This is a genomic window from Planococcus sp. MSAK28401, assembly GCF_018283455.1.
Classification (GTDB): Bacteria; Bacillota; Bacilli; order Bacillales_A; family Planococcaceae; genus Planococcus; species Planococcus alpniumensis.
Window position 1 is genome coordinate 2,244,953 of record NZ_JAAMTH010000001.1, and the last position, 19,536, is coordinate 2,264,488.

The 19,536-nt window shown below is 48.8% G+C and carries 21 protein-coding genes and 1 tRNA gene; 9 read left to right on the top strand and 13 right to left on the bottom strand.

Annotated features, from left to right (window positions below; genetic code table 11):
- Positions 1-9: 9 nt before the first annotated feature.
- Entirely contained in the window at positions 10-1,581 is a 1,572-nt protein-coding gene (locus tag G3255_RS11480; protein ID WP_211654578.1) for an ATP-binding protein, read from the top strand.
- Positions 1,582-1,626: 45 nt separating this feature from the next.
- On the opposite strand, the gene G3255_RS11485 is transcribed toward G3255_RS11480, so the two are convergent.
- The 6 genes from G3255_RS11485 to G3255_RS11510 all read right to left on the bottom strand — a co-directional run bounded on the left by G3255_RS11485 (position 1,627) and on the right by G3255_RS11510 (position 7,480).
- Positions 1,627-2,118 carry a PepSY domain-containing protein gene (locus tag G3255_RS11485; RefSeq protein ID WP_211654579.1) on the bottom strand — a complete coding sequence of 164 codons (492 nt, stop codon included), beginning with the start codon at positions 2,116-2,118 and terminating at the stop codon, positions 1,627-1,629.
- A gap of 195 nt (positions 2,119-2,313) precedes the next feature.
- A complete protein-coding gene (locus G3255_RS11490; protein ID WP_211654580.1) occupies positions 2,314-3,030 on the bottom strand; it encodes a PepSY domain-containing protein in 717 nt (238 codons plus the stop codon).
- Between the two features lie 2 nt (positions 3,031-3,032).
- Positions 3,033-4,403: a sensor histidine kinase gene (locus G3255_RS11495; RefSeq protein WP_211654581.1), complete on the bottom strand. Its 1,371-nt coding sequence runs from the start codon at positions 4,401-4,403 to the stop codon at positions 3,033-3,035.
- Positions 4,387-5,082 (bottom strand): response regulator transcription factor, encoded by a 696-nt coding sequence (locus tag G3255_RS11500; RefSeq protein WP_211654583.1) that lies wholly within the window; start codon positions 5,080-5,082, stop codon positions 4,387-4,389. The genes G3255_RS11495 and G3255_RS11500 overlap by 17 nt, the downstream gene beginning before the upstream one ends.
- Before the next feature lie 68 nt (positions 5,083-5,150).
- Positions 5,151-6,539, bottom strand: coding sequence for an aldehyde dehydrogenase (locus G3255_RS11505; RefSeq protein WP_211654585.1), 1,389 nt, complete (start codon positions 6,537-6,539; stop codon positions 5,151-5,153).
- A gap of 20 nt (positions 6,540-6,559) precedes the next feature.
- Positions 6,560-7,480: a Gfo/Idh/MocA family protein gene (locus G3255_RS11510; RefSeq protein ID WP_211654586.1), complete on the bottom strand. Its 921-nt coding sequence runs from the start codon at positions 7,478-7,480 to the stop codon at positions 6,560-6,562.
- Positions 7,481-7,577: 97 nt separating this feature from the next.
- Between G3255_RS11510 and G3255_RS11515 the strand changes: the two genes are divergently transcribed.
- The 4 genes from G3255_RS11515 (at position 7,578) to G3255_RS11530 (ending at position 9,270) form a co-directional block, all read left to right on the top strand.
- Complete coding sequence (locus tag G3255_RS11515) at positions 7,578-7,715, top strand: hypothetical protein (RefSeq protein ID WP_167549935.1); 138 nt, start codon at positions 7,578-7,580, stop codon at positions 7,713-7,715.
- A gap of 143 nt (positions 7,716-7,858) precedes the next feature.
- The gene (locus G3255_RS11520; RefSeq protein ID WP_211654587.1) at positions 7,859-8,578 is read left to right on the top strand and encodes a thermonuclease family protein; all 720 of its coding nucleotides are present in this window, start codon (positions 7,859-7,861) and stop codon (positions 8,576-8,578) included.
- 15 nt (positions 8,579-8,593) lie between these two features.
- Complete coding sequence (locus tag G3255_RS11525) at positions 8,594-9,100, top strand: 2'-5' RNA ligase family protein (protein WP_211654588.1); 507 nt, start codon at positions 8,594-8,596, stop codon at positions 9,098-9,100.
- A 97-nt stretch (positions 9,101-9,197) separates the two neighbouring features.
- Positions 9,198-9,270: transfer RNA gene (locus G3255_RS11530), tRNA-Val, on the top strand.
- Between the two features lie 111 nt (positions 9,271-9,381).
- Here G3255_RS11530 and G3255_RS11535 read toward each other — a convergent pair.
- The 4 genes from G3255_RS11535 to G3255_RS11550 all read right to left on the bottom strand — a co-directional run bounded on the left by G3255_RS11535 (position 9,382) and on the right by G3255_RS11550 (position 13,699).
- Positions 9,382-11,415, bottom strand: coding sequence for a TRAP transporter permease (locus G3255_RS11535; protein WP_211654589.1), 2,034 nt, complete (start codon positions 11,413-11,415; stop codon positions 9,382-9,384).
- Complete coding sequence (locus G3255_RS11540) at positions 11,405-11,929, bottom strand: DUF1850 domain-containing protein (RefSeq protein WP_211654590.1); 525 nt, start codon at positions 11,927-11,929, stop codon at positions 11,405-11,407. The genes G3255_RS11535 and G3255_RS11540 overlap by 11 nt, the downstream gene beginning before the upstream one ends.
- A 78-nt stretch (positions 11,930-12,007) precedes the next feature.
- Positions 12,008-12,985: a TAXI family TRAP transporter solute-binding subunit gene (locus G3255_RS11545; RefSeq protein WP_211654591.1), complete on the bottom strand. Its 978-nt coding sequence runs from the start codon at positions 12,983-12,985 to the stop codon at positions 12,008-12,010.
- 129 nt (positions 12,986-13,114) lie between these two features.
- Positions 13,115-13,699 (bottom strand): phosphatidylglycerophosphatase A family protein, encoded by a 585-nt coding sequence (locus tag G3255_RS11550; protein ID WP_211654592.1) that lies wholly within the window; start codon positions 13,697-13,699, stop codon positions 13,115-13,117.
- 106 nt (positions 13,700-13,805) lie between these two features.
- Between G3255_RS11550 and G3255_RS11555 the strand changes: the two genes are divergently transcribed.
- The 3 genes from G3255_RS11555 to G3255_RS11565 all read left to right on the top strand — a co-directional run bounded on the left by G3255_RS11555 (position 13,806) and on the right by G3255_RS11565 (position 15,551).
- The gene (locus G3255_RS11555; RefSeq protein ID WP_211654593.1) at positions 13,806-14,528 is read left to right on the top strand and encodes an alpha/beta hydrolase; all 723 of its coding nucleotides are present in this window, start codon (positions 13,806-13,808) and stop codon (positions 14,526-14,528) included.
- A gap of 75 nt (positions 14,529-14,603) precedes the next feature.
- The gene (locus G3255_RS11560) at positions 14,604-15,122 is read left to right on the top strand and encodes a YjcG family protein (RefSeq protein WP_058383411.1); all 519 of its coding nucleotides are present in this window, start codon (positions 14,604-14,606) and stop codon (positions 15,120-15,122) included.
- Entirely contained in the window at positions 15,123-15,551 is a 429-nt protein-coding gene (locus G3255_RS11565) for a GNAT family N-acetyltransferase (RefSeq protein ID WP_058383410.1), read from the top strand. It begins immediately after the preceding gene.
- A gap of 44 nt (positions 15,552-15,595) precedes the next feature.
- On the opposite strand, the gene fabI is transcribed toward G3255_RS11565, so the two are convergent.
- Entirely contained in the window at positions 15,596-16,366 is a 771-nt protein-coding gene (fabI, locus tag G3255_RS11570) for an enoyl-ACP reductase FabI (protein WP_068869553.1), read from the bottom strand.
- 102 nt (positions 16,367-16,468) lie between these two features.
- Positions 16,469-17,839, bottom strand: a complete 1,371-nt coding sequence (mgtE, locus tag G3255_RS11575) for a magnesium transporter (protein ID WP_211654594.1) — start codon at positions 17,837-17,839, stop codon at positions 16,469-16,471.
- 87 nt (positions 17,840-17,926) lie between these two features.
- Between mgtE and prpE the strand changes: the two genes are divergently transcribed.
- Positions 17,927-18,664 carry a bis(5'-nucleosyl)-tetraphosphatase PrpE gene (gene prpE, locus G3255_RS11580; protein ID WP_211654595.1) on the top strand — a complete coding sequence of 246 codons (738 nt, stop codon included), beginning with the start codon at positions 17,927-17,929 and terminating at the stop codon, positions 18,662-18,664.
- On the opposite strand, the gene G3255_RS11585 is transcribed toward prpE, so the two are convergent.
- Positions 18,661-19,536 (bottom strand): RluA family pseudouridine synthase, encoded by an 876-nt coding sequence (locus tag G3255_RS11585; protein WP_211654596.1) that lies wholly within the window; start codon positions 19,534-19,536, stop codon positions 18,661-18,663. The genes prpE and G3255_RS11585 overlap by 4 nt on opposite strands.

Sequence of the window (19,536 nt, forward strand, 5' to 3'; positions counted from 1 at the left end):
GGTGCAATTATGGAACGCTCACTGACAATCCGCAAGCGCAATCAATTATTTATCCATCTATTCGGCTTTGGCAGCCTTGCCCATTTAGTGCTGAATTATTTTGTCGACTTCAACGCTTCCATTATAGCGCCGATCTTCGGCATGCTGGCCTACTCAGTACTATTCACTCTACTATATACGAAATTACCCCCTTCACGGTTGCGTTTTGCGATATTGTTTGCGTTAAATGCCTATATTTTGATTTTGCAATTTGAATCGCTGTCGTTTGTCACGGCCATTTACTTTATCATTCCAATCGTTGCGGCCTCGCTTTATAACGATACACGGTCCATCATCGCGCTCTCGCTCTTGACCATCATCGAAGTGGCTCTTCTGACATTTGTCTTCGGCCGTTTTCAAACGAGCGGTTCATTAGAGTACATCCATGTTTCGATGCTGATGTTTTTCGGCCTGGTGATGCTGCTGACGATTTTGCATAGTTTTTATTTCAGCAATTACTGGCGCCAATTGGAACTGCGCAATGCATCAATGGAAAAAGCGCTCACTTCAAAAGAAGGCTATCTCGATTTGTTTTTCCAAGCCGCCAAAGACGCGATTGCCGTATTTGATTTCGAAGGGCGCATCATTGCCATCAATCCCGCTTTTGTCCAATTATACGGCTGGACAGCAGAAGAATGCCTCGGAAAAGTGCTTGCGCTTTACCCGCCGGAACATGCAGAAGCGGCGGAATTGCGCGCCGAAAAAGTACGGCAAGGCGAAAGTTTCACCCTTGAAACAGACGATATCAAAAAAGATGGCACGCGTTTTCCGGCACAAATCACGCTCTCCCCGATTTTCGATTCACAGGGGCAGGTCATCGCGACGTCTGTCATTTCCCGGGACATCAGTTACCGGAAGGAAACCGAACGGATGCTGTTGCAAACGGAAAAACTGAAGATGGCGGGGGAAATTGCCGCTGGGGTGGCACATGAAATCCGCAACCCGATGACGGTCATTTCAGGCTTTGTCCAAATGATGCACAATGACCCGAATCACCGCTACCCGAGCTATACATCGCTGATGCAATCGGAACTCGACCGCATCAATCTGATCATCAGTGAATTCCTGTTCCTTGCTAAACCACAAGCGTCTCAAAAGAAGCAACTCGATATCGGGAAAATACTCGACGAATGCATTTTCCTGTTCGGGCCCGAATTCGTGCTCCATGACATTTCGGTTAAAGCGGAAATCTCAGGCCCGTTTATCGCAGAAGGCGAAGAACATCATTTAAAGCAAGTATTCATTAACTTATTGAAGAACGCCATCGAAGCGATGGAAGACGGCGGAATATTGAGAATTACTGCCATTCGCGACGCAACGGTATTGAAGGTCCATTTCAAAGATGACGGCCCCGGCATCCCTCCTCAACTTGCGGAACGTGTTTTCGAACCGTTCTACACGACAAAAGCTACAGGCACCGGCCTCGGCTTATTGATTTCCCAAAAGATTACGCAAGAACATGGCGGCAGCTTGGCGATCGACAACACGGAAGAAAAAGGCGCCTGCGTCATCGTCACTTTGCCGCTATTGCCGGAACAATGAAAACCTCCCGCCCTAAAAACAGGCGGGAGGTTTTTGAATTTCTAATCATTCATCGTCGTTGTCATCATCGTCATCATAATCATCGTCGTTGTCGTCATCATCATTGTAATCGTCGTCGTTGTCGTCGTTATCTTCGTCGTCCGCTTCTACCGACACCACAGCGCCGTCAGAGGCATCTATAATGACATCGTATTCGGCTTTGCCGTCTTTAAGCTCCACTTCATAAAGTACCCAGCCGTCTTCGTTCTCACGCTCGATGTCCTCTACTTGTCCTGGGGCTGCGCTTTGTGCTGCTTCGATCGCTTGCTGCTCCCCGATAAACTGTTTTACGGATTGCTCCTCCGCGCTGGATTCTGCTGTTGCAGTACCAGATGCCGATGGATTGTTCGAGCTATCAGTTGGTGCATTATTCAATAGCTGTTGACCTTGAACACTCTGCGTCTCCAACTTCACTCCAGTATCATCCGTATCTGCGAGAACAATGCCGCCGAACACCAAAAGGCCTACCGCTGCTGAAACATAGATTAATTTTTTCAATTTAATCTCCTCCTGTTCTGTCGTTACTTTGAATATAACCACTGAAGCTTAAACTGTGCTTAGACAAAGATGAGAAATTCATGAGAACAGGCGGATTCAGCACAATCTATTCAAAAAAATACCGTTTTCAACTCGAATCGGAGTTAATTTGCCATCAGCTCCGATTTCGTGAAAACGGTTTTCATTCAATTTTTCTCAATCATCCCATTCCACGGTCATCGTCTCTCCACGAATTGCATGGATTTGAATCGTCGCTTCCCGGTCGGATTCGTCATCATCCATTTCAACCAAATAATAGCCGCCGTCCGTTGTCTGAACAAATTCGACTTCGTCAACTGTTCCATCCAAAGTCTCTTTTGCGATAGCGATTGCTGCATCCTGGCTGATGATGCGTTCCGGTTCTTGTTGTGCGGGTGCTGAATCCGGTTCCGGCTCAGCCGGAGTTTCCAGCGCTTCTGTTTGGACATCCAGTACTTCCCCGCTTTCTGCGGAAATGGCCAAGATTTTCCGTTCCGTCTCGCTATGGATTTCCACTTCGTAACGATTATCCGATTCTATATATTGGATTTCTTTTATTTCCCCTGGCTCCGCTGCTGAGGCTGCTTCACTTGCTTGCTCTTCAGAAAGTGCTTTTGCAGGACCGGTTTTCTCCAGCAATTCCAGCGATTCGACCTGTCCATCGGCGCGGTTGATGGCCGCTAAATAGGTGCCATCGTTACGCTTGAATTCGATTTGGTAAAACCCTTCCGTTTCAGTAACATTTTCAATCGCACCGCCGTAAAGCTGTTCAATTGATTGTGCCGCTTCATCCATCGTTACGGAATCAGCAGCGGTCCTCGGAAACAGGAAAAAGGCCAGTGCCGCGATGGAAAATACGATGACGACTATTCCGATAGCCCACCATTTTCGCATGCTCATCCCTCCTGCCCTGATTGTAACTCTCCAACATTAAAATTCCCTGAGAAAACGATGGTCACCGTCGTCCCCAATTGTTCAATGCTGTCTATCTCGAGACGAAGATGAAGCGAATCCGCCAATTCTTTGGCGAGTGAAAGGCCAAGCCCAAATCCGCCAGTCTCGCGGTTTCTCGCCTTGTCGACGCGGTAAAAGCGTTCAAAGACATGAGGCAGCGATTCCTTCGGGATGCCTACACCGTAATCACGGATTTTGATATATACCGCACCATCTGTCCCCGCCTCCATATCAATGCTGTCTTCACTATATTTGCGGGCATTGTCGAGCAAGATATAGAGCAATTGCTTGAGCTGCTGGACATCGGTTTCGACAATCAGCGGCTGTTCGGACTGGAGGCGGAATTCCCTGTCATAGGAAGCGTTCATAGCTGTCATGACTTGTTTTAGCACCGGATCCAGATCGGTTTTTTGCCAATCCATTTGAGCTTGGCTGCGCCTCGCGATATGCAATAATTGTTCAATCAGTTGGCGCATTCGTTCCGTTTCAGTGCGTATGGCCGTCAAAGCTTCATCCTGCAATGCCGGGTTCTGTGCACCCCTGCGCTGCAATAAATCAGCATAGCTAGAAATGACAGTCAGCGGCGTTTTCAGTTCATGGGAAGCATTTGAAACGAATTCTTCTTGTTTGCGGTAGTTTTCTTCCAGTAAACCGATCATTTCATTAAAAGTAACGCCCATTTGGCTTAGTTCATCCCGCGATTCTCCCGCGACAGGCAGCTTCTCGAAAGAGCCGTCGCGCTGGATGCGCCGCATCGTCCCGGTAAGCCCTTCGATCGGGCGGGTCAATACTCGGCCAAGCAACGCACTCGATAAGAAAATCGGGATCATCGCAAGCATCGTCACGGAAATGAGCACCAAGCGCAAAGTCGAGAGGTTTGCGGTCACTTCACCTAGCGATTGGGCGACGATCAATTCCAGCACTTCACCACCGGGCCAAATCACGGGCGCCGTGACGTAGGCAAATTGTTCTCCTTCAACAGCCATTCTTCCCGAAGTCCCTTCGACATCATTTGGAAATTCTACATTGACGGATGGATCCTGGATAATTGTATTCAGCAAGCCGCTACTTTGGTTTTTCTCTTTGATCAAGCCGTCTACCGGCACATAGGCGCGCAAGATAGTATCTGGCGATTCTTCAGTATTATTGGCATTGAATGTCGCAACCATCACTTCCACTTCAGCTTCCAGCCGTTCGACTTCTGTTTCATAAGCCAGGCTGCTGAAGGAGACGTAAATGACGACCGCCAGGATCATTAGCACAAAGAACATCAATAAAGTCGAGGACAGGTGAATCTTATGCTTGAGCTTCATGCGGCTGCTCCTTCAAGACGTACCCGACGCCTCGCACTGTCTGCAAATAGGTGGCATCTTCACCGAAATCAATCTTTTTGCGCAAATAACGGATATAGACATCGATAACATTCGTGTCGCCATAATAATCATAGCCCCACACCGCATTCAGCAATTGTTCACGGCCCAGCACTTGTTTCGGATGACGCATCAGATACAATAGCAGATCGAATTCACGAGGCGTCAATTCGATTTGCCGCCCTGCCCTTACGACTTCCCTAGTGCTTTCATTGAGTGTGAGCTCTTCAAAACGGTGCAAATTTCCATCAACTGGATTTTTCTCCCTTAAGTTGGCACGAATTCTGGCAAGCAGCTCCTCGATTTCAAACGGTTTTGTCACATAGTCATTTGCACCAAGATCAAGCCCAGCCACTTTGTCTTTGACATCGTTTTTAGCGGTCAGTAAAATGACCGGCAACTTGGCATCAGATGCACGGATCCGTTTCAAGACATCGAGTCCATAAATTTCCGGCAACATCAAATCGAGCAGCACCAGATCCCATTCCTGCTCCCGGAAATGGATCAAGGCTTCCGAACCTGTCAAAGCGACCGCAGTTTCATAGCCTTCGAATTTCAGTTCCAACTCAAGGACACGGGCGATGCTTTTTTCATCTTCCACGATCAAAATGCGCTCCGTCATCTGCACACCCCCTTTTTTCCTTAATCATAGCAGGTTCAAAAAGAAAAAAGCGACCTAAAGGCCGCTTTCTACTTCAATACTGTCCGGATCCATTTCGCCCGGTTTTTATAAGGAGGGTATGTCAGATTGGTCGACAATTTCGTGGACTTTTTGACGATCGATTTGGCATGGGTAAAGGTCTCAAAGCTTGATTTTCCATGATACGAATTCATGCCCGATGGCCCGACGCCACCGAATGGCAAGTAATGGCTGCCGACATGTGAAACCGTATCGTTGATGCAGCCTCCGCCGAATGGCAATTGATCCAGGAAGAACCGGACGGCCCGATCATTCTCAGAGAATAGATAGGCAGACAGCGGCTTCGGCAAACGCCGGATGTCCCGCAGCAATTGCGGCAAATCGTTATAGGTGATGATCGGCAAAACTGGTCCGAACAATTCGTCTTCCATTGATGGGCTTTTCCAATCGATGTTGTCGAGCAATGTCGGTTCAATATAACGGTCAGCTCTATCGAAGTCGCCGCCATAGACAATATGGGCTTTTTCTTTTTCAATGATTCCAGTTAGCCGGTCATGATGTTTTTCATTGACGATGCGGCCGTAATCCGGACTGTCCTGGGCGTTGTCGCCATAAAACTTACGGATTGTCTGGATGAAGATCTTCATGAAGTCCGCCTTTACCGACTCATGGACACAAAGATAATCCGGTGCCACACATGTTTGTCCGGTATTCATGAATTTGCCCCAGGCGATGCGTTTGGCCGCAAGCTCCAAGTTGGCCGTCTGGTCGACAATTGCCGGGCTTTTGCCGCCGAGCTCTAACGTAATCGGGGTCAATCGTTCGGATGCCGCTTTCATGACCACTTTCCCGACCGGCACGCTGCCGGTAAAGAAAATATAATCAAAGGAAGCATGGATCAGTGCGGTCACTTCCTCGCGTTCTCCTTCGACCACTCTCACATAATGCGGCTGAAAACTTTCCTCTAAGACCGTGCGGATGACGCGTGCGACGTTCGGCGTCGCTTCAGAGGGCTTGACGACGGCGCAATTACCAGATGCCAGGGCGCCGACGAGCGGTTCCATCGCCAATTGGAACGGATAATTAAACGGGCCGATAACCAGCACCGAGCCGTATGGTTCACGGATAATGAAGCTTTTGGCAGGCTGGAGGTGGATTGGCGTTTTTACTTGTTCGGGCTTCATCCAATTTTCAAGATGCTTAGTCATATGGCCAATGCTATCGAGCACAAAGCCTATTTCCGTGGCATATCCTTCAAACTCGCTTTTTCCAAGGTCCAATTGCAGCGCTTCGATAATGTCATCTTCATGGGCTTGAATCGCAGACTTTAGGCGCTGCAGCTGCGCAATGCGGAAATCCGCCGATTTTGTCACGCCTGTAAAATAATAGCCTCGTTGATCAGCTATCATATCCTCTACATCATTCGCTGTAAAATTCACTGTTAAAAACCTCCTGTGGGTCATTTCAATAATTGGTCGATATAACGCTGGACGACTAAACCTTCGTCAAAACCGACGAGGAACGTCGATTGTTCTTTCATTTCATCGAATAAGGAACGCACGGTTTTTTCCGTTTGCACTTCTACACGTGTTTTCCCCCGTTCTTCGCGGTACAAACGCGACCAGTTTTCAAGCGTTAGCACTCCGTCATCACCATACACTTTAAATTGCAACAGTTCGTTCTGCCCTGCCCCGCTCATGCCAGACAATAAAAAAGGCGAACCTTGCTGCGTCTTGCCGTGGGCGATGATTCCGGTTTCACATTTCTCAATATCTTCGGGAAAATCCACTTGGTGTGCGGAAATCTCCAATGTCCCGAACAGGCGATGCATTAACTGCAAATAATGAGGGAAGACTTCCCGCACAAATCCTCCTTGGTCCCTGGAGGCAATCCACGGATTTTGCTGCCATGCCCGCGGCCACTCTGGAAACACCGTATGCAATTCGATACGGCGGACTTTTCCAATATCTCCGCTTTTGATGCGCATCGCCATGTCGCGAACGATCGGCGAATACATCAACGGGAAATGCATGGCGGTGTGGATCCGGTTGTTCGTCGCGGACTCTGCCATCGCCTGTGCCGCCCGTGCGTCTTGGGCAAGCGGCTTTTCGCACAATACATGCAAGCCCCTTCTTGCAGCAGTTTCTGCAAGCTCCGCATGGCTGTTCGGCGGTGTGCCGATGTAGACCCAGTCGATGTCAGCTTGGAACAGTTCGTCCAAGGAGTCGGTGACGGCTACGCCGTAGTGCTCTTCGATGTAGTTTAGCCGATTCCTGTCCGTGTCATAAACCGCTTCGATTTGTGCTGCGTCATCTTGTTGGATTTGCTTGATGAGGCGCTCCCCGACAATTCCCGCTCCAATAATTCCAATCGCTATCAAAACCATCGCCCCTTTTTTGTTTCATTGTTTATAAGTGTAACCTTGTGGGGTATAGAATAGTCAAACAATTACATTCGAAAGAATAGGAGGAAACAACATGAATGAACAGAAAAACTGGTGGGAGCCGATTTTTACGGGAACATTGGAAATGGGTGTCGATAAAGAAAAGCTGGAAACCATCAACGAAGACAGCCTATTATACTTCGGTGAAACCACGAGCACGTTGGAGCAATGAAGATGCCCAACCATTTGGCAAGTACATAGCAGCGCTTGATCCCGTCCGATTGGGAGCAAGCGCTTTTTTTCATGGTATCCTGTCCGTTCATTGTCGCCTGCACTTGTTTTCGCTATAATTTGATTTAGAAAGCAGGGATTGCCATGAAGTCATTCGTCTTATTATTGATCAGCCTGCTGGTGTTGTCGGGATGTACTTTTCCTGGCACCACCGATACAGGCGGCACTGCCGGCAGGACGGCTGTAGAAGTCACCGATGTCATCGACGGGGACACGGTCAAAATCATCTATGATGCCAAAGAAACCACGGTCCGTTATTTGTTGGTCGATACGCCGGAAACAAACCATCCAAGATTCGGCGAGCAGCCACTCGGTCCACAAGCGACCGAGCGCAACCGCGAACTGATCGAACAGGCGAAGCAAGTCGAAATTGAATTTGATGTTGGCGACCGGTTTGACGATTACGACCGCCTGCTCGCGTATTTTTATGCTGATGGGGAAAGCATACAGGAGCAATTGCTTGAAGAAGGCTTTGCACGAGTTGCCTATATCTTCCCGCCGAATACACGCTATGTCGATGAATTCCGCGACGCCGAGGCCGAAGCGAAAGATGCTGAAATCGGTATTTGGGAATTTGAAGATTATTCGACAGACCGCGGATTCAATGCAAATGCTTACGAGCAAACTGAAGTAGATGGCACCGATACCGCTGATGACTGCCGCATTAAAGGCAATATCAATCGGAGCGGCAATAAAATTTATCACATGCCCGGCTCTCCTTCCTATGAAGGGACCAATCCTGAACAATGGTTCTGTACGGAGCAGCAAGCAAGAGATGCTGGTTTCCGCAGTTCCGGCCAGTAAAAAAGGAGGAATACGATGCAATTGCTTGTCCTGCGCCTTGATTACCGCAGCTCTACAACGATCGAAAACCTGCAAAGACAGCTACGCCAACCGAATTCCAAACTAGCGTTGCAATTGCCGCATATCCCGCTGCTGATTTTTGAAAAAACCGCTCCGCATCATTTGAAGGCAGCACTGGAACCGATTGCCCAAAAAACCGCTCCCCCTTCTTTCCATGCCAGCGATATCGGATTTTCCAAAGACGGCGCGCGATTTTATTTGCAGGTCCATCCAAATGAAGCACTCGGTGAATTATACAGCTCATTGAAATTGGCAGCCCATGAATATTCCAATGGCGCTGATGTGCAGTGGCAGCCGCATGTCCCGCTCATCGGCAAGGTCCCCGCTCCGTTTTGGGGCCCATTGTTTGCAAGGTTGGCGCTGGAATTTGACCATCTGGACGGAACGGCCGTGGCGCTGGAATGCTGGTCCGTGATCGGCGATCGCACGACAATCGAATGGAGCCTGTTCTTGAAGAGTTGAAAAACAATGCCGGTTTTAAAAAGCCGAAAGTTTTTTCACAAAAGCTATTGTCTTTTTTTAAACTGGCATATATAATAATAAATGTCCTTGAGATTGCGATTCCTTAGCTCAGCTGGGAGAGCGCTACCTTGACAGGGTAGAGGTCGCTGGTTCGAGCCCAGTAGGAATCATCTAAGCATGCTACGCGCTGCACAAAACACCAACCGGTAAAACGGTTGGTGTTTTTTTATTATTTCCACAAACAAAAAAAGATGGGAGCCCGAGGGCTTCCATCTTTTTTATTATGCAGTTTGAGGTCTTTTCGTCTTTTTCTCTCTCGACATCCATTGGATCGCGAACAAAATGATAAAGACAGCCGCCCCGATAAGATCCGTAAATCCTTCCGGGTAGATCAAGGCAATTCCTGTAACAAATGTGATGATTCGCTCAATCCAATTGAGCTTGCGATACCAATAGCCGATCAAACCGGCCCCGATGGCGATCATGCCGGTGATGGCGGTGATCAATACCCAGATCAATTGGGTCCAGGTCGTGTCAATCATCAACAGTTCTGGCGACAAGACGAACATATACGGAATGATAAATGCCGCAATGGCCAGCTTCGCCGCATTGAACCCAGTCCGTATCGGCTCCCCTCCGGAAATCCCGGAAGCTGCGAAGGCAGCGAGCGCGACCGGCGGGGTGATATCTGCGATGATCCCGAAATAGAAAACGAACAAATGCGCAGACAGCGCAACGACGATTGGAACAGCTGCGCCAGCAGGCTCATCGACCATCAGCAAGGTAATGATGGCAGGAGCAGCAATGGTGGACGTGATGACATAGTTAGCCGTTGTCGGCGATCCCATACCAAGCACAATGGCTGCGAGCATGGTGAAGAACAATGTCAACAGGACGTTCCCGCCAGATGCGGAAACGAGTCCGTTTGCCAAGGACAGGCCAAGTCCGGTTTTGACGACCACTCCAACAATAATCCCTGCCGTAGCTGTCGCTGCTGCGACCGCAAGTGCAGTTCTGGCCCCGTCCACAAGAGCGTGGATGATGTCTTTAAAGCCAAGGCGTGTTTCTTTATTGAAGGCACTGACAAAAATCGTCAGCAAAATACCGTATAATGCCGCTTGCATCGTCGGGATTCCGACCAGCAAGAACAAGATGATCGCAAGAATCGGCGTCAACAAATAGATTTTTTTCAATACTTCCTTGCGGTCCGGCATTTCTTCATGCGACAGACCTTTCAAGCCGATCCGTTTCGCCTCGAAATGCGTCATGATCCAAACGCCTGTGAAGTACAGGAGTGCCGGAATGGCTGCCGCTTTGGCAATTTCCCAATAAGTGACACCGCCGATAAATTCGACCATCAGGAACGCTGCCGCTCCCATGATTGGAGGCATCAATTGGCCGCCTGTCGAAGCTGCTGCTTCAACGCCGCCAGCAAATTCTTTCTTATATCCAAGCTTTTTCATCATCGGGATTGTATAAGACCCCGATGTAACAACGTTTGCAACCGAGCTCCCTGAGATCGTCCCTTGCAGGGCACTGGAGAAAATTGCCACTTTTGCCGGGCCACCGGTCAGATTTCCGGCTAGCGACACGGCGAGGTCATTGAAATACTGCCCAACCCCTGTCTTGACCAGAAACGAACCGAATAACAGGAACGTAAAGATGAACGTCGCAGAGACCCCGATCGGCGTGCCGAGAATCCCGTCCGTTGTATAGAACATCAACTGGATTAAGGATTCCAGGTCCTGTCCGCGGTGGCGCATAAACCCTGGAAAATACGGCCCGAAGAATCCGTAGGTCAAAAACAGTATACCAATGACCGTAATCGGCATCCCAACGGCCCGTCTTGTTGCTTCAAGTGTTAAAATAACGGCTAAAATCCCGACAATCAGATCCAGCTCAGTCACGCGGCCAATGCGGAACACCAAATCATCGTACATGATCGGCCAATAAGCGCCGACACCGATAGATAATAAGGCGAATATGTAATCGTACCAGGCCACTTTATGGCGCGCACCTTTCCGGCGGCGCATTGGGAATAGGATGAAAATGAGCGATAGTGCGAATCCTAAGTGGACAGAGCGCTGGATATACGCTGTGTATTGGCCGAAGATGGCTGTATACAATTGAAACAATGAAAAGGCCAAAAGCCCATAAAACACGACATGTTTGATTATGCCTGATAAATCACGGGTGTTCGATTCCGGATCGTATTTCTGGAGAAGTTCTTTTTGCTGCTCCTCTGAAAAGTGGCCTTCGTCTTCAGGCGGAAGTTTTTTCTTTTCTCTTTCTTCTGGCGATAGTTTATCGCTCATAGATGTTCACTCCTTCTAATTGCTGATAAATGGATAAGCGCTGGGCACGGAATGTATAGATCTTGCCTCTTTCCAAACTGTTCTTCAAGTCCAGTTCTTTTCCCCCGTATAGGAAAGCGAGTTCCGCGTCCACGTCCCCGACTAGCAACCGGAATTCGGGCAGCTTCCGCTTCATATCCTTAATAAAGTATTTCCCGTCTTTTTCGACAAAGCGCTCCCCTTCTCCTGCATTAGACGGCATGCCGATATTGAAATCTTCGTACTCCAGCTCCGTCATCACCAGCTGCCCCTCATCATCAAGACGGTAACTTTCGATGACATCCGATAGATGGATCGAATGCGTATAGCGGATCTTGAAGCGGTCTTCTACCACTGGAATGCGCGTTGTAATTTCGTTTGTTTCCGAATCGATGAAGACGAAGTGTTTCTGATATGGGATGAAGAAAAGTGCGGAGCAGATAAGGGTGAGGATGGTTAATATTAGAAGGGCTTTGAGAATCCTATTATTCCACAAGATGATTCCCCCCTAGTGACAAAAAATAAATAACGACGATAAAGCTTTCGCTTTATCGCCCGTTATTCTGATCAATTCTTATTGGTTTACTTCATCGAAGTAACGCTGAGCGCCAGGATGGATGTCGATCCCGATGCCGTCTAGAGCTGTTTCAGCCTTGATGAAATCAGCTTTAGCGTGTTGGATTTGATCTGTGTTTTCATAAATTGCTTTTGTGATGTCATAGACCGTATCTTCAGAAATGTCGTTTTGGACGACAAGCATGGCAAGAACGGAAACTGTCGGGACATCTTCAGTCAATCCGTATGTGCCAGATGGAACTACATCCTCTGCATAATACGGGTATTTCTCGATCAGTTCAGCAGCCTTATCTTCTGCTACTGGAACGATATTTACATCGGAAGTGGCACTCAAACTTTCAACTGCGCCAGTTGGCGTTCCAGCTGTGATGAACGCTGCATCGATTTGTCCAGATTGCAAGCTTTCCTGCGACTCGCCAAAGTCCAAGTTCTGCGCATCGACATCATCCATGGTCATCCCGTGGATTTCAAGCAATTGCTCAGCATTGATATAGGTACCTGAACCAGGTGCACCGACAGATACCGATTTGCCTGCCAAGTCTTCAAACGCCGTGATGCCAGACCCTTCAGTCGTGACGATCTGGATCGTTTCTGGGTAAAGAGCTCCAATAGCGGAGACGCTGTCAATGACTTCCCCTTCGAACATGTTCGAACCTTCAGATGCGTAGAAAGCCGTGTCTGTCTGCACAAAAGCGATCTCGCCCGTGCCATCAGCAAGGGATGTCATGTTCGCTGCAGATGCCTGGGACACTTCGGCAGTCGTATCGATGCCTGTCTCATTCTCGATGATCGTCGCCATCGCTCCGCCAAGCGGATAATAAGTACCTGTTGTTCCGCCAGTCAATACACTGATGAATTCCGGCTCAGCTGCTCCGCCGCCTTCTCCTTCATCTGCTGCATCGTCTCCACAGCCTGCCAGGAATACGGATCCGGCCAAAGCGACAGTCGCATAGAATCCAAACTTTTTGTTTAACATAAATCGGCCTCCCTTTATCTATAGTTTCTTTCACCCTTCATATTACCATGACTTTCTGTCCATCTGTCAATTTAATTTTTTCAAATGGAATCGGTTTCAAACCAAATTTATGGCAATAAAAACCTTTTTTTATATTTCCGCTCCGGGCACATGAGTTTCCGGCGTCGTCTCTTCAGGAGTTAGATCTTCGAAGCTTCTGCCTTCTTCCTCTAAGTCGCGTGTGCGATGCGCGATGCGGGCAGAGGCACACGCCGCGATACTCGAAACAAGGTCATCAAGAAACGTGTGGACGTGCTCCCCATATTTCGTATCGAGCTTATGGATAATGCCGGTTTTGTTTTTGTCCAAATGCCCGAATGTTGTCACGGCGATGCTGCCATAAGTGAGTACAGCGCCGAGACCAATCATTTCATCGACCCCGAACAAGCCTTCATCCGAACCGACGATTTGTTGAAGCGGCTGGGACAATTTGCCTTGCTCCGCCAGTTCATCGAGTTCAATGCCGACCAGAAGAGCATGTTGCATCTCCCGCTTGCGTAAGACGCTTTCGACCGACTCGATGCAATGGTCCAGCGTCAACCCTTCATTAAAAGGCAATTGCATTTCCAACACGATTTTTGCGATATCTTCTTTCGTAACGCCCCTTCTTTCCAAAGCTTCATGCGTCGCTTTGGTCACTTCTTCTGAATGCACACGGAAACGTCCTCCATCCATAATGCCATCCCCTCTCTCTATTTGGATTTGTCTTCCCGTCCATTATACCTTGCATGGGGGAATATGTTACAATTTTTGTACAATAGAATTAGAAGGAGGCAACATCATGAACAAAGGAAGCGTAGAAGATTTCACGCTTTACAGCGATGCCTTGGGAGAAGACATGCAAGTACTCGTCCATTTGCCGTCAAATTATTCTCCCCTTTATAAATACAGCCTCGTCATCGCATCGGATGGCAAGGATTATTTCCAACTCGGCCGTGTGCCGCGTGTCGTTGATGAATTGCTGGAAAATCAGGAGATTGAAAACATCATCTTCGTTGGCATTCCATATAAAAGCGTGGAAGACCGCAACCGAAAATACGAACCGACCGGCGAACAGCATGCCGCTTATTTGCGTTTCTTGGCTCACGAGCTGGCGCCTTACCTCGATGAGAAATACCCGACCTACCAAGTCGGCATGGGCCGAACATTGATTGGCGATTCGCTGGCAGCCACGGTTTCCTTGATGGCTGCACTGAAATACCCGAATATTTTCGGGCGTGTCATTCTCCAATCGCCGAAAGTCGGGCCGGAAATGATGCAAGCTGTCGAGAAGTTTTCGATGAACAATTCGTTCACGGTCTATCATGTCATCGGCTCGGAAGAAACCGAAGTCAAACTGACCAACGGGGAAACCGCCGACTTTCTCACGCCGAACCGCGAGTTGAATGAGTTGATGAAAAATAAAGGGTTTTCGCTGTTTTACGAAGAATTCAAAGGAGACCATACATGGAAATACTGGCAGCCTGACCTGAAACGGGCGCTGCTGATGAATTTCGGCATGTAGGCCTTAAGGAAACAAACTGAACAATTTGATATAATTGAAGAGCAAGCATTTATTAGATGAGGAGGTCTATTGATTATGAAATATGGCATTGCAGCATTTCCATCGAAAAAACTACAAGACTTGGCGAATTCCTACCGGAAACGCTATGACCCGCATTACGAATTGATCACGCCCCATATTACATTGAAAGGGCCTTTCGAAGCGGATGACTCAGAAGTAAAAGCAATGGCGGAAGAGCTTGGCAATATCGCCAAACGCCAAAAACCGTTCCGTATCCATGCAACGCGCGTCAGCACGTTCACGCCGGTGACAAACGCTTTGTACTTCAAGATCGAACCTTCAAAAGAGCTGATGGATCTTCACGAAGACCTCCACTCCGATTTTCTTGGCGGCATGCCGGACCATCCTTTTGTGCCCCATATCACCATCGCACAAAAACTCTCCGATTCGGAGCATGCTGATGTCTACGGCCAATTGAAAATGGCCGGAATCGATCACGAAGAGACAATCGACCGCGTCCACCTGCTCTATCAATTGGAAGATGGTTCGTGGACTGTGTACGATACATTCCGGTTGTCAGGAGATGAAGCTTAATTGCAAAAAGTAAAAATCGTTGAAACCGAACTCGAAAAAGAACAGGCTTTTGAAATACGCCGAAAAGTTTTCGTCGATGAGCAAGGCGTCGCCCTTCATGTGGAAATGGATGAACATGACGATAGCGCCACTCATTTTATCGGTTATGAACTGGAACAGCCGATTGCCGCTGCCCGGATCCGCGAATACGAACAAGGCGTCGGCAAAGTCGAGCGCGTTTGCGTGTTGCCTGAATACCGCGGACATCACTTCGGGGCGGAGATGATGGAACAGCTGGAGGAATATGCCCGCTCGATCGGCTATTTCCGCTTGCAACTCAATTCCCAGAGCCATGCCATCCCGTTTTACGAACGGCTTGGCTATGATGTGGTCTCTCCCGAATTCATGGACGCCGGCATTCCCCACCGACAAATGGAAAAAACCCTATAATAAAAAACCTTCCGGAAAACTCCGGAAGGTTTTTTTCATGCGTTTTATAAGACGTGATAGCCGCTGTCGACGTGCAAGACCTCGCCCGTGATGCCGCGGGACATATTGCTGAACAAGAAGACGGCCGTGTCGCCGACTTCTTCCGGTGTCGTGTTGCGGCGAAGCGGTGCTTTCTCTTCGATTTCACGCAAAATCGAGTTGAAGTCGCTGACGCCTTTAGAAGACAATGTGCGGATCGGGCCGGATGAAATCGCATTGACGCGGATATCATGCTTGCCAAGATCCGCTGCCAAATACCGGACAGACATTTCAAGCGATGCTTTGGCCACGCCCATGACATTATAGTTCGGCATAACGCGCTCTCCACCGATGTATGTCAAGGCTACGATGCTGCCGCCTTCTGTCATCAATGGTTTTGCGTATTTCGAAACGATTGTCAATGAGTACGAGCTGATGTTATGTGCGAGCAAAAAGCCATCGCGCGATGTGTCCGAAAAGTCGCCTGATAATTCTTCGGTTTTCGCGAACGCGATGCAATGCGCAAGCCCATCAATTTTTCCAGCGCTTTCTTTGATCGTATTGAAACATTTCTCTACGTCTTCGTCGCTGGTCACATCACACGGCAAGATTTGCTCATGCTTGCCATCGAGTGTCGCGACCAAATCACGCACCGACTTTTCAAAGCGCTCTCCTGCATATGTAAAGATCAAATTCGCTCCAGCCGCATCCAATGAACGCGCAATTCCCCATGCGATGCTGCGCTTATTGGCAACCCCCATGATGACGTATGTTTTATCTTTTAATGAAATCGACATATATATACCTCCTAATATTATTACCTGGTACTAATATTACCCCATAAAAAAAGAAAGTGCAATTGCACTTTCTGGGATCTTGCTTCATTTAGCCCTATACCGTTATAAATTCGTCAGGAACGTCGTCGCCAAGCCCAAATAAATGAGGATGGAAATGATATCGTTCAAAGTCGTGATGAACGGCCCGGATGCGACGGCAGGATCGATCTTCATCCGGTGAATCAATAACGGGATAAAGGAGCCGGCCAATGTCGCGACAAAGATCGAGCTGGCGACCGCAGTGCCGACCAACATTCCTATGAGTAATTCAGACTTCCAAAAATAAACGAGCCCCACGACAACGATGCCGCAGATGACGCCAGTAATCAAACCTGTGCCTGCTTCGCGGAACAATAGCTTCATCTTGCTTTCTTCTTCGATGTCACCCGTCGCAATACCGCGTACGGCAACCGCGAGTGCCTGCGTGCCGCTATTTCCGGCCATCCCTGCAATCAACGGGATAAACACGGCGAGCAGCGCCACTTCGTCGAGCGTCGCTTCGAACATGCCCATCAAATTCGCTGTCAGCATGCCAAGGAAAGTCAGCAAGATAAGCCATGGCAAACGTTTTTTCGCTGCTGTCAGCGGTCCGCGGTCAAAGGTATCCATGTCGGATACGGCAGCCAATTTGGAATAGTCATCAGACGCCTCTTCATCCAACACGTCAATGATATCATCGACTGTGATGATGCCGAGCAGATGGTCCTGGAAATCCACGACCGGAAGTGCGAGAAAGTCATAGTCTTTGATCATGCGCGCGACTTCTTCCTGGTCTTCGCTTACCTGGACACTGACGACACGGTCGTTCATGATCGCTTCGATCAAGGTGTCTTCATCTGCAACGATCAAATCGCGCAATGTTACGATGCCTGATAATTTGCGGTCTTCATCGATGACAAAGACGTAATAGATCGTTTCGGCGTTCGGTGCGGCATTTCGCAGGATATTCATCGCCGAACGCACCGTCGAATTTTTCGGGATCGCGACAAATTCCGTTGTCATAATCGATCCGGCTGTATACTCTTCGTAATGGAGCAAGTCCTTGATCTGCTGGGCGGATTCCTTGTCCATGATCGTCAAATAGCTGGCGACTTGGTCTTTGTTCAGTTCATTGAGTACATCGACTGCATCATCGGTGTACATATAGGACAGGATATCGGATGCATAGCGTGTATCCATTTCCTTGAACAGATCTTCGTATTCGTCATCGTCCACTTCAATGGCTTCAAAAATATCCGCCATTTCTTTCGGAGAGAGATACTGATAGAGCAATTGCCTCGTTTCTCCGTCCGCTTTTTCGTAAAAGCTTGCTTGGTCGTATGGATGGTGGGACAAAAATTCTTCTCGGAATGCTTCGACATCCCCTTTATTCAGTAATTCATGCAATAATTCTTCGTTCAGTTCCTCGTCACGGATCTTCGTTTCGTCCATCATGTATACTCCCTCCTTTCAATCATTTCAGCTTTATTCCAGATATGCGTTACACTGAAATCAGCATATCGCCTATAGGAGCTGAAGAGTATGAATTATGATGTTATTGGTGATATCCACGGCTGTTTTGATGAGCTGCTCGAATTGATTGAACAGCTTGGATACCAATTCGAAAATGGCCTTCCTGTACATCCCGAAGGCCGCAAGCTTGCCTTTGTCGGCGACGCCATGGACCGCGGCCCAAAATCTCTCGACGTCCTGCAGCTATTATTCGCCATGCAGGACGCGGGCATCCTTTATTATTCCCCTGGCAATCATTGCAATAAACTGTATCGCTTTTTCAAAGGCAATCCGGTCGAGCTCCTGCACGGCTTGGAAATGACCGTAGCGGAATGGCGCCAGCTTGAACAAGGCGCGCAAAAACAGTTCAGGAACCGGTTTATCCGTTTTTATGAAGAGCTTCCGCTTTATCACCGATTACAAGAGGATTTGATTGTCGTCCACGCCGGGCTGCGCCAGGATATGATTGGGCTGCCACTGAGCCGCCGCATCATCACGTTTGCATTATACGGCGAAATCACCGGCAAGTACCATTCCGATGGGCGTCCCGTTCGCGGCAATTGGGCGAAAAGCTACCAAGGCGAACCATGGATCATTTACGGCCACACGCCGGTCGCGACTCCTTATTTCAAGAATCGCACCGTCAATATCGATACCGGCTGTGTATTCGGAGGGCATTTAACTGCCTTGCGTTTTCCGGAAATGGAGATTTACCAGGTCCCGTCAACACAAGTTTATCAGCCAGACCGCTTTCATCAGTACGATTAGACCAGTGCCAGCATGTCAGCAGCAAGAGCGGATGCAAATGCCAGCCGCTTCCCGGAGACAGGATGATCGAGTTGCAATTCTGTGCAATGCAGCGCTTGCCTGTCGATCAACTCGCGTCCGCCGCCGTATAAATCATCCCCAAGCAGCGGGTGCCCGATATGGGCTAGATGGACACGGATCTGGTGTGTCCGGCCAGTATTCAATTTCAGCCGGACATGGCTGATGCCGCCACCCGACTGAATCAATTCCAGCTCGGTCTCGGCGAACTTGCCGTCTTCCCTTACCTCGCGTTCGATGATGCTCGTACCTTTTCGGGCAATCGGGGCGGTGATTATCGCTTTTCCTGCTGCCACTTCGCCGTGCACAAATGCTTCATAGCGCCGGTTCATGCGCTTTTCCTGTTGCTGAATAGACAGCAAATGATGGATATGGCGGTTTTTCGCGATACATACCAGCCCTGAAGTGTCTTTATCAAGGCGAGTTGCGATATGCAATGTGGACGGGATAGCATGACGCTCGAAATGGCCAGCGACAATATTCGCCAGGCTGCCGAACGGCTGTTCACGCGACGGAATGGTGTTTTGCCCTGGCGGCTTTTCGACAATCAACAACGCGTCGTCTTCATAGACGATGGCAAGCTGCCCTGCTTCTGCCGTCAAGCCTTTGCCTTGTGTTTCTTTCGGAAAAATAACGGTCACGGCATCCCCGACTTCGAGCGGATGCCTGACCGTCACTTCCGAACCGTTGACCAGCAAATGGCCTCCGCTATACTTCACAGAAGCCAAAGTCCTTTTGGAAATCCCATAATCTTGCAGCGCTTCCCGCAGCAAGCTGCGTTTCGTTGCAGTGAACTCTACTTGAAATGCTTTCAT

Coding starts and splice junctions, on each gene's coding strand:
- G3255_RS11495 (WP_211654581.1), bottom strand. CDS start 4,403: ATGAAGCTCAAGCATAAGATTCACCTGTCCTCGACTTTATTGATGTTC.
- G3255_RS11545 (WP_211654591.1), bottom strand. CDS start 12,985: ATGTTAAACAAAAAGTTTGGATTCTATGCGACTGTCGCTTTGGCCGGA.
- mgtE (WP_211654594.1), bottom strand. CDS start 17,839: ATGATGGACGAAACGAAGATCCGTGACGAGGAACTGAACGAAGAATTA.
- fabI (WP_068869553.1), bottom strand. CDS start 16,366: ATGTCGATTTCATTAAAAGATAAAACATACGTCATCATGGGGGTTGCC.
- G3255_RS11585 (WP_211654596.1), bottom strand. CDS start 19,536: ATGAAAGCATTTCAAGTAGAGTTCACTGCAACGAAACGCAGCTTGCTG.
- G3255_RS11480 (WP_211654578.1), top strand. CDS start 10: ATGGAACGCTCACTGACAATCCGCAAGCGCAATCAATTATTTATCCAT.
- G3255_RS11555 (WP_211654593.1), top strand. CDS start 13,806: ATGAACAAAGGAAGCGTAGAAGATTTCACGCTTTACAGCGATGCCTTG.
- G3255_RS11500 (WP_211654583.1), bottom strand. CDS start 5,082: ATGACGGAGCGCATTTTGATCGTGGAAGATGAAAAAAGCATCGCCCGT.
- G3255_RS11560 (WP_058383411.1), top strand. CDS start 14,604: ATGAAATATGGCATTGCAGCATTTCCATCGAAAAAACTACAAGACTTG.
- G3255_RS11535 (WP_211654589.1), bottom strand. CDS start 11,415: ATGAGCGATAAACTATCGCCAGAAGAAAGAGAAAAGAAAAAACTTCCG.
- prpE (WP_211654595.1), top strand. CDS start 17,927: ATGAATTATGATGTTATTGGTGATATCCACGGCTGTTTTGATGAGCTG.
- G3255_RS11490 (WP_211654580.1), bottom strand. CDS start 3,030: ATGCGAAAATGGTGGGCTATCGGAATAGTCGTCATCGTATTTTCCATC.
- G3255_RS11550 (WP_211654592.1), bottom strand. CDS start 13,699: ATGGATGGAGGACGTTTCCGTGTGCATTCAGAAGAAGTGACCAAAGCG.
- G3255_RS11515 (WP_167549935.1), top strand. CDS start 7,578: ATGAATGAACAGAAAAACTGGTGGGAGCCGATTTTTACGGGAACATTG.
- G3255_RS11525 (WP_211654588.1), top strand. CDS start 8,594: ATGCAATTGCTTGTCCTGCGCCTTGATTACCGCAGCTCTACAACGATC.
- G3255_RS11520 (WP_211654587.1), top strand. CDS start 7,859: ATGAAGTCATTCGTCTTATTATTGATCAGCCTGCTGGTGTTGTCGGGA.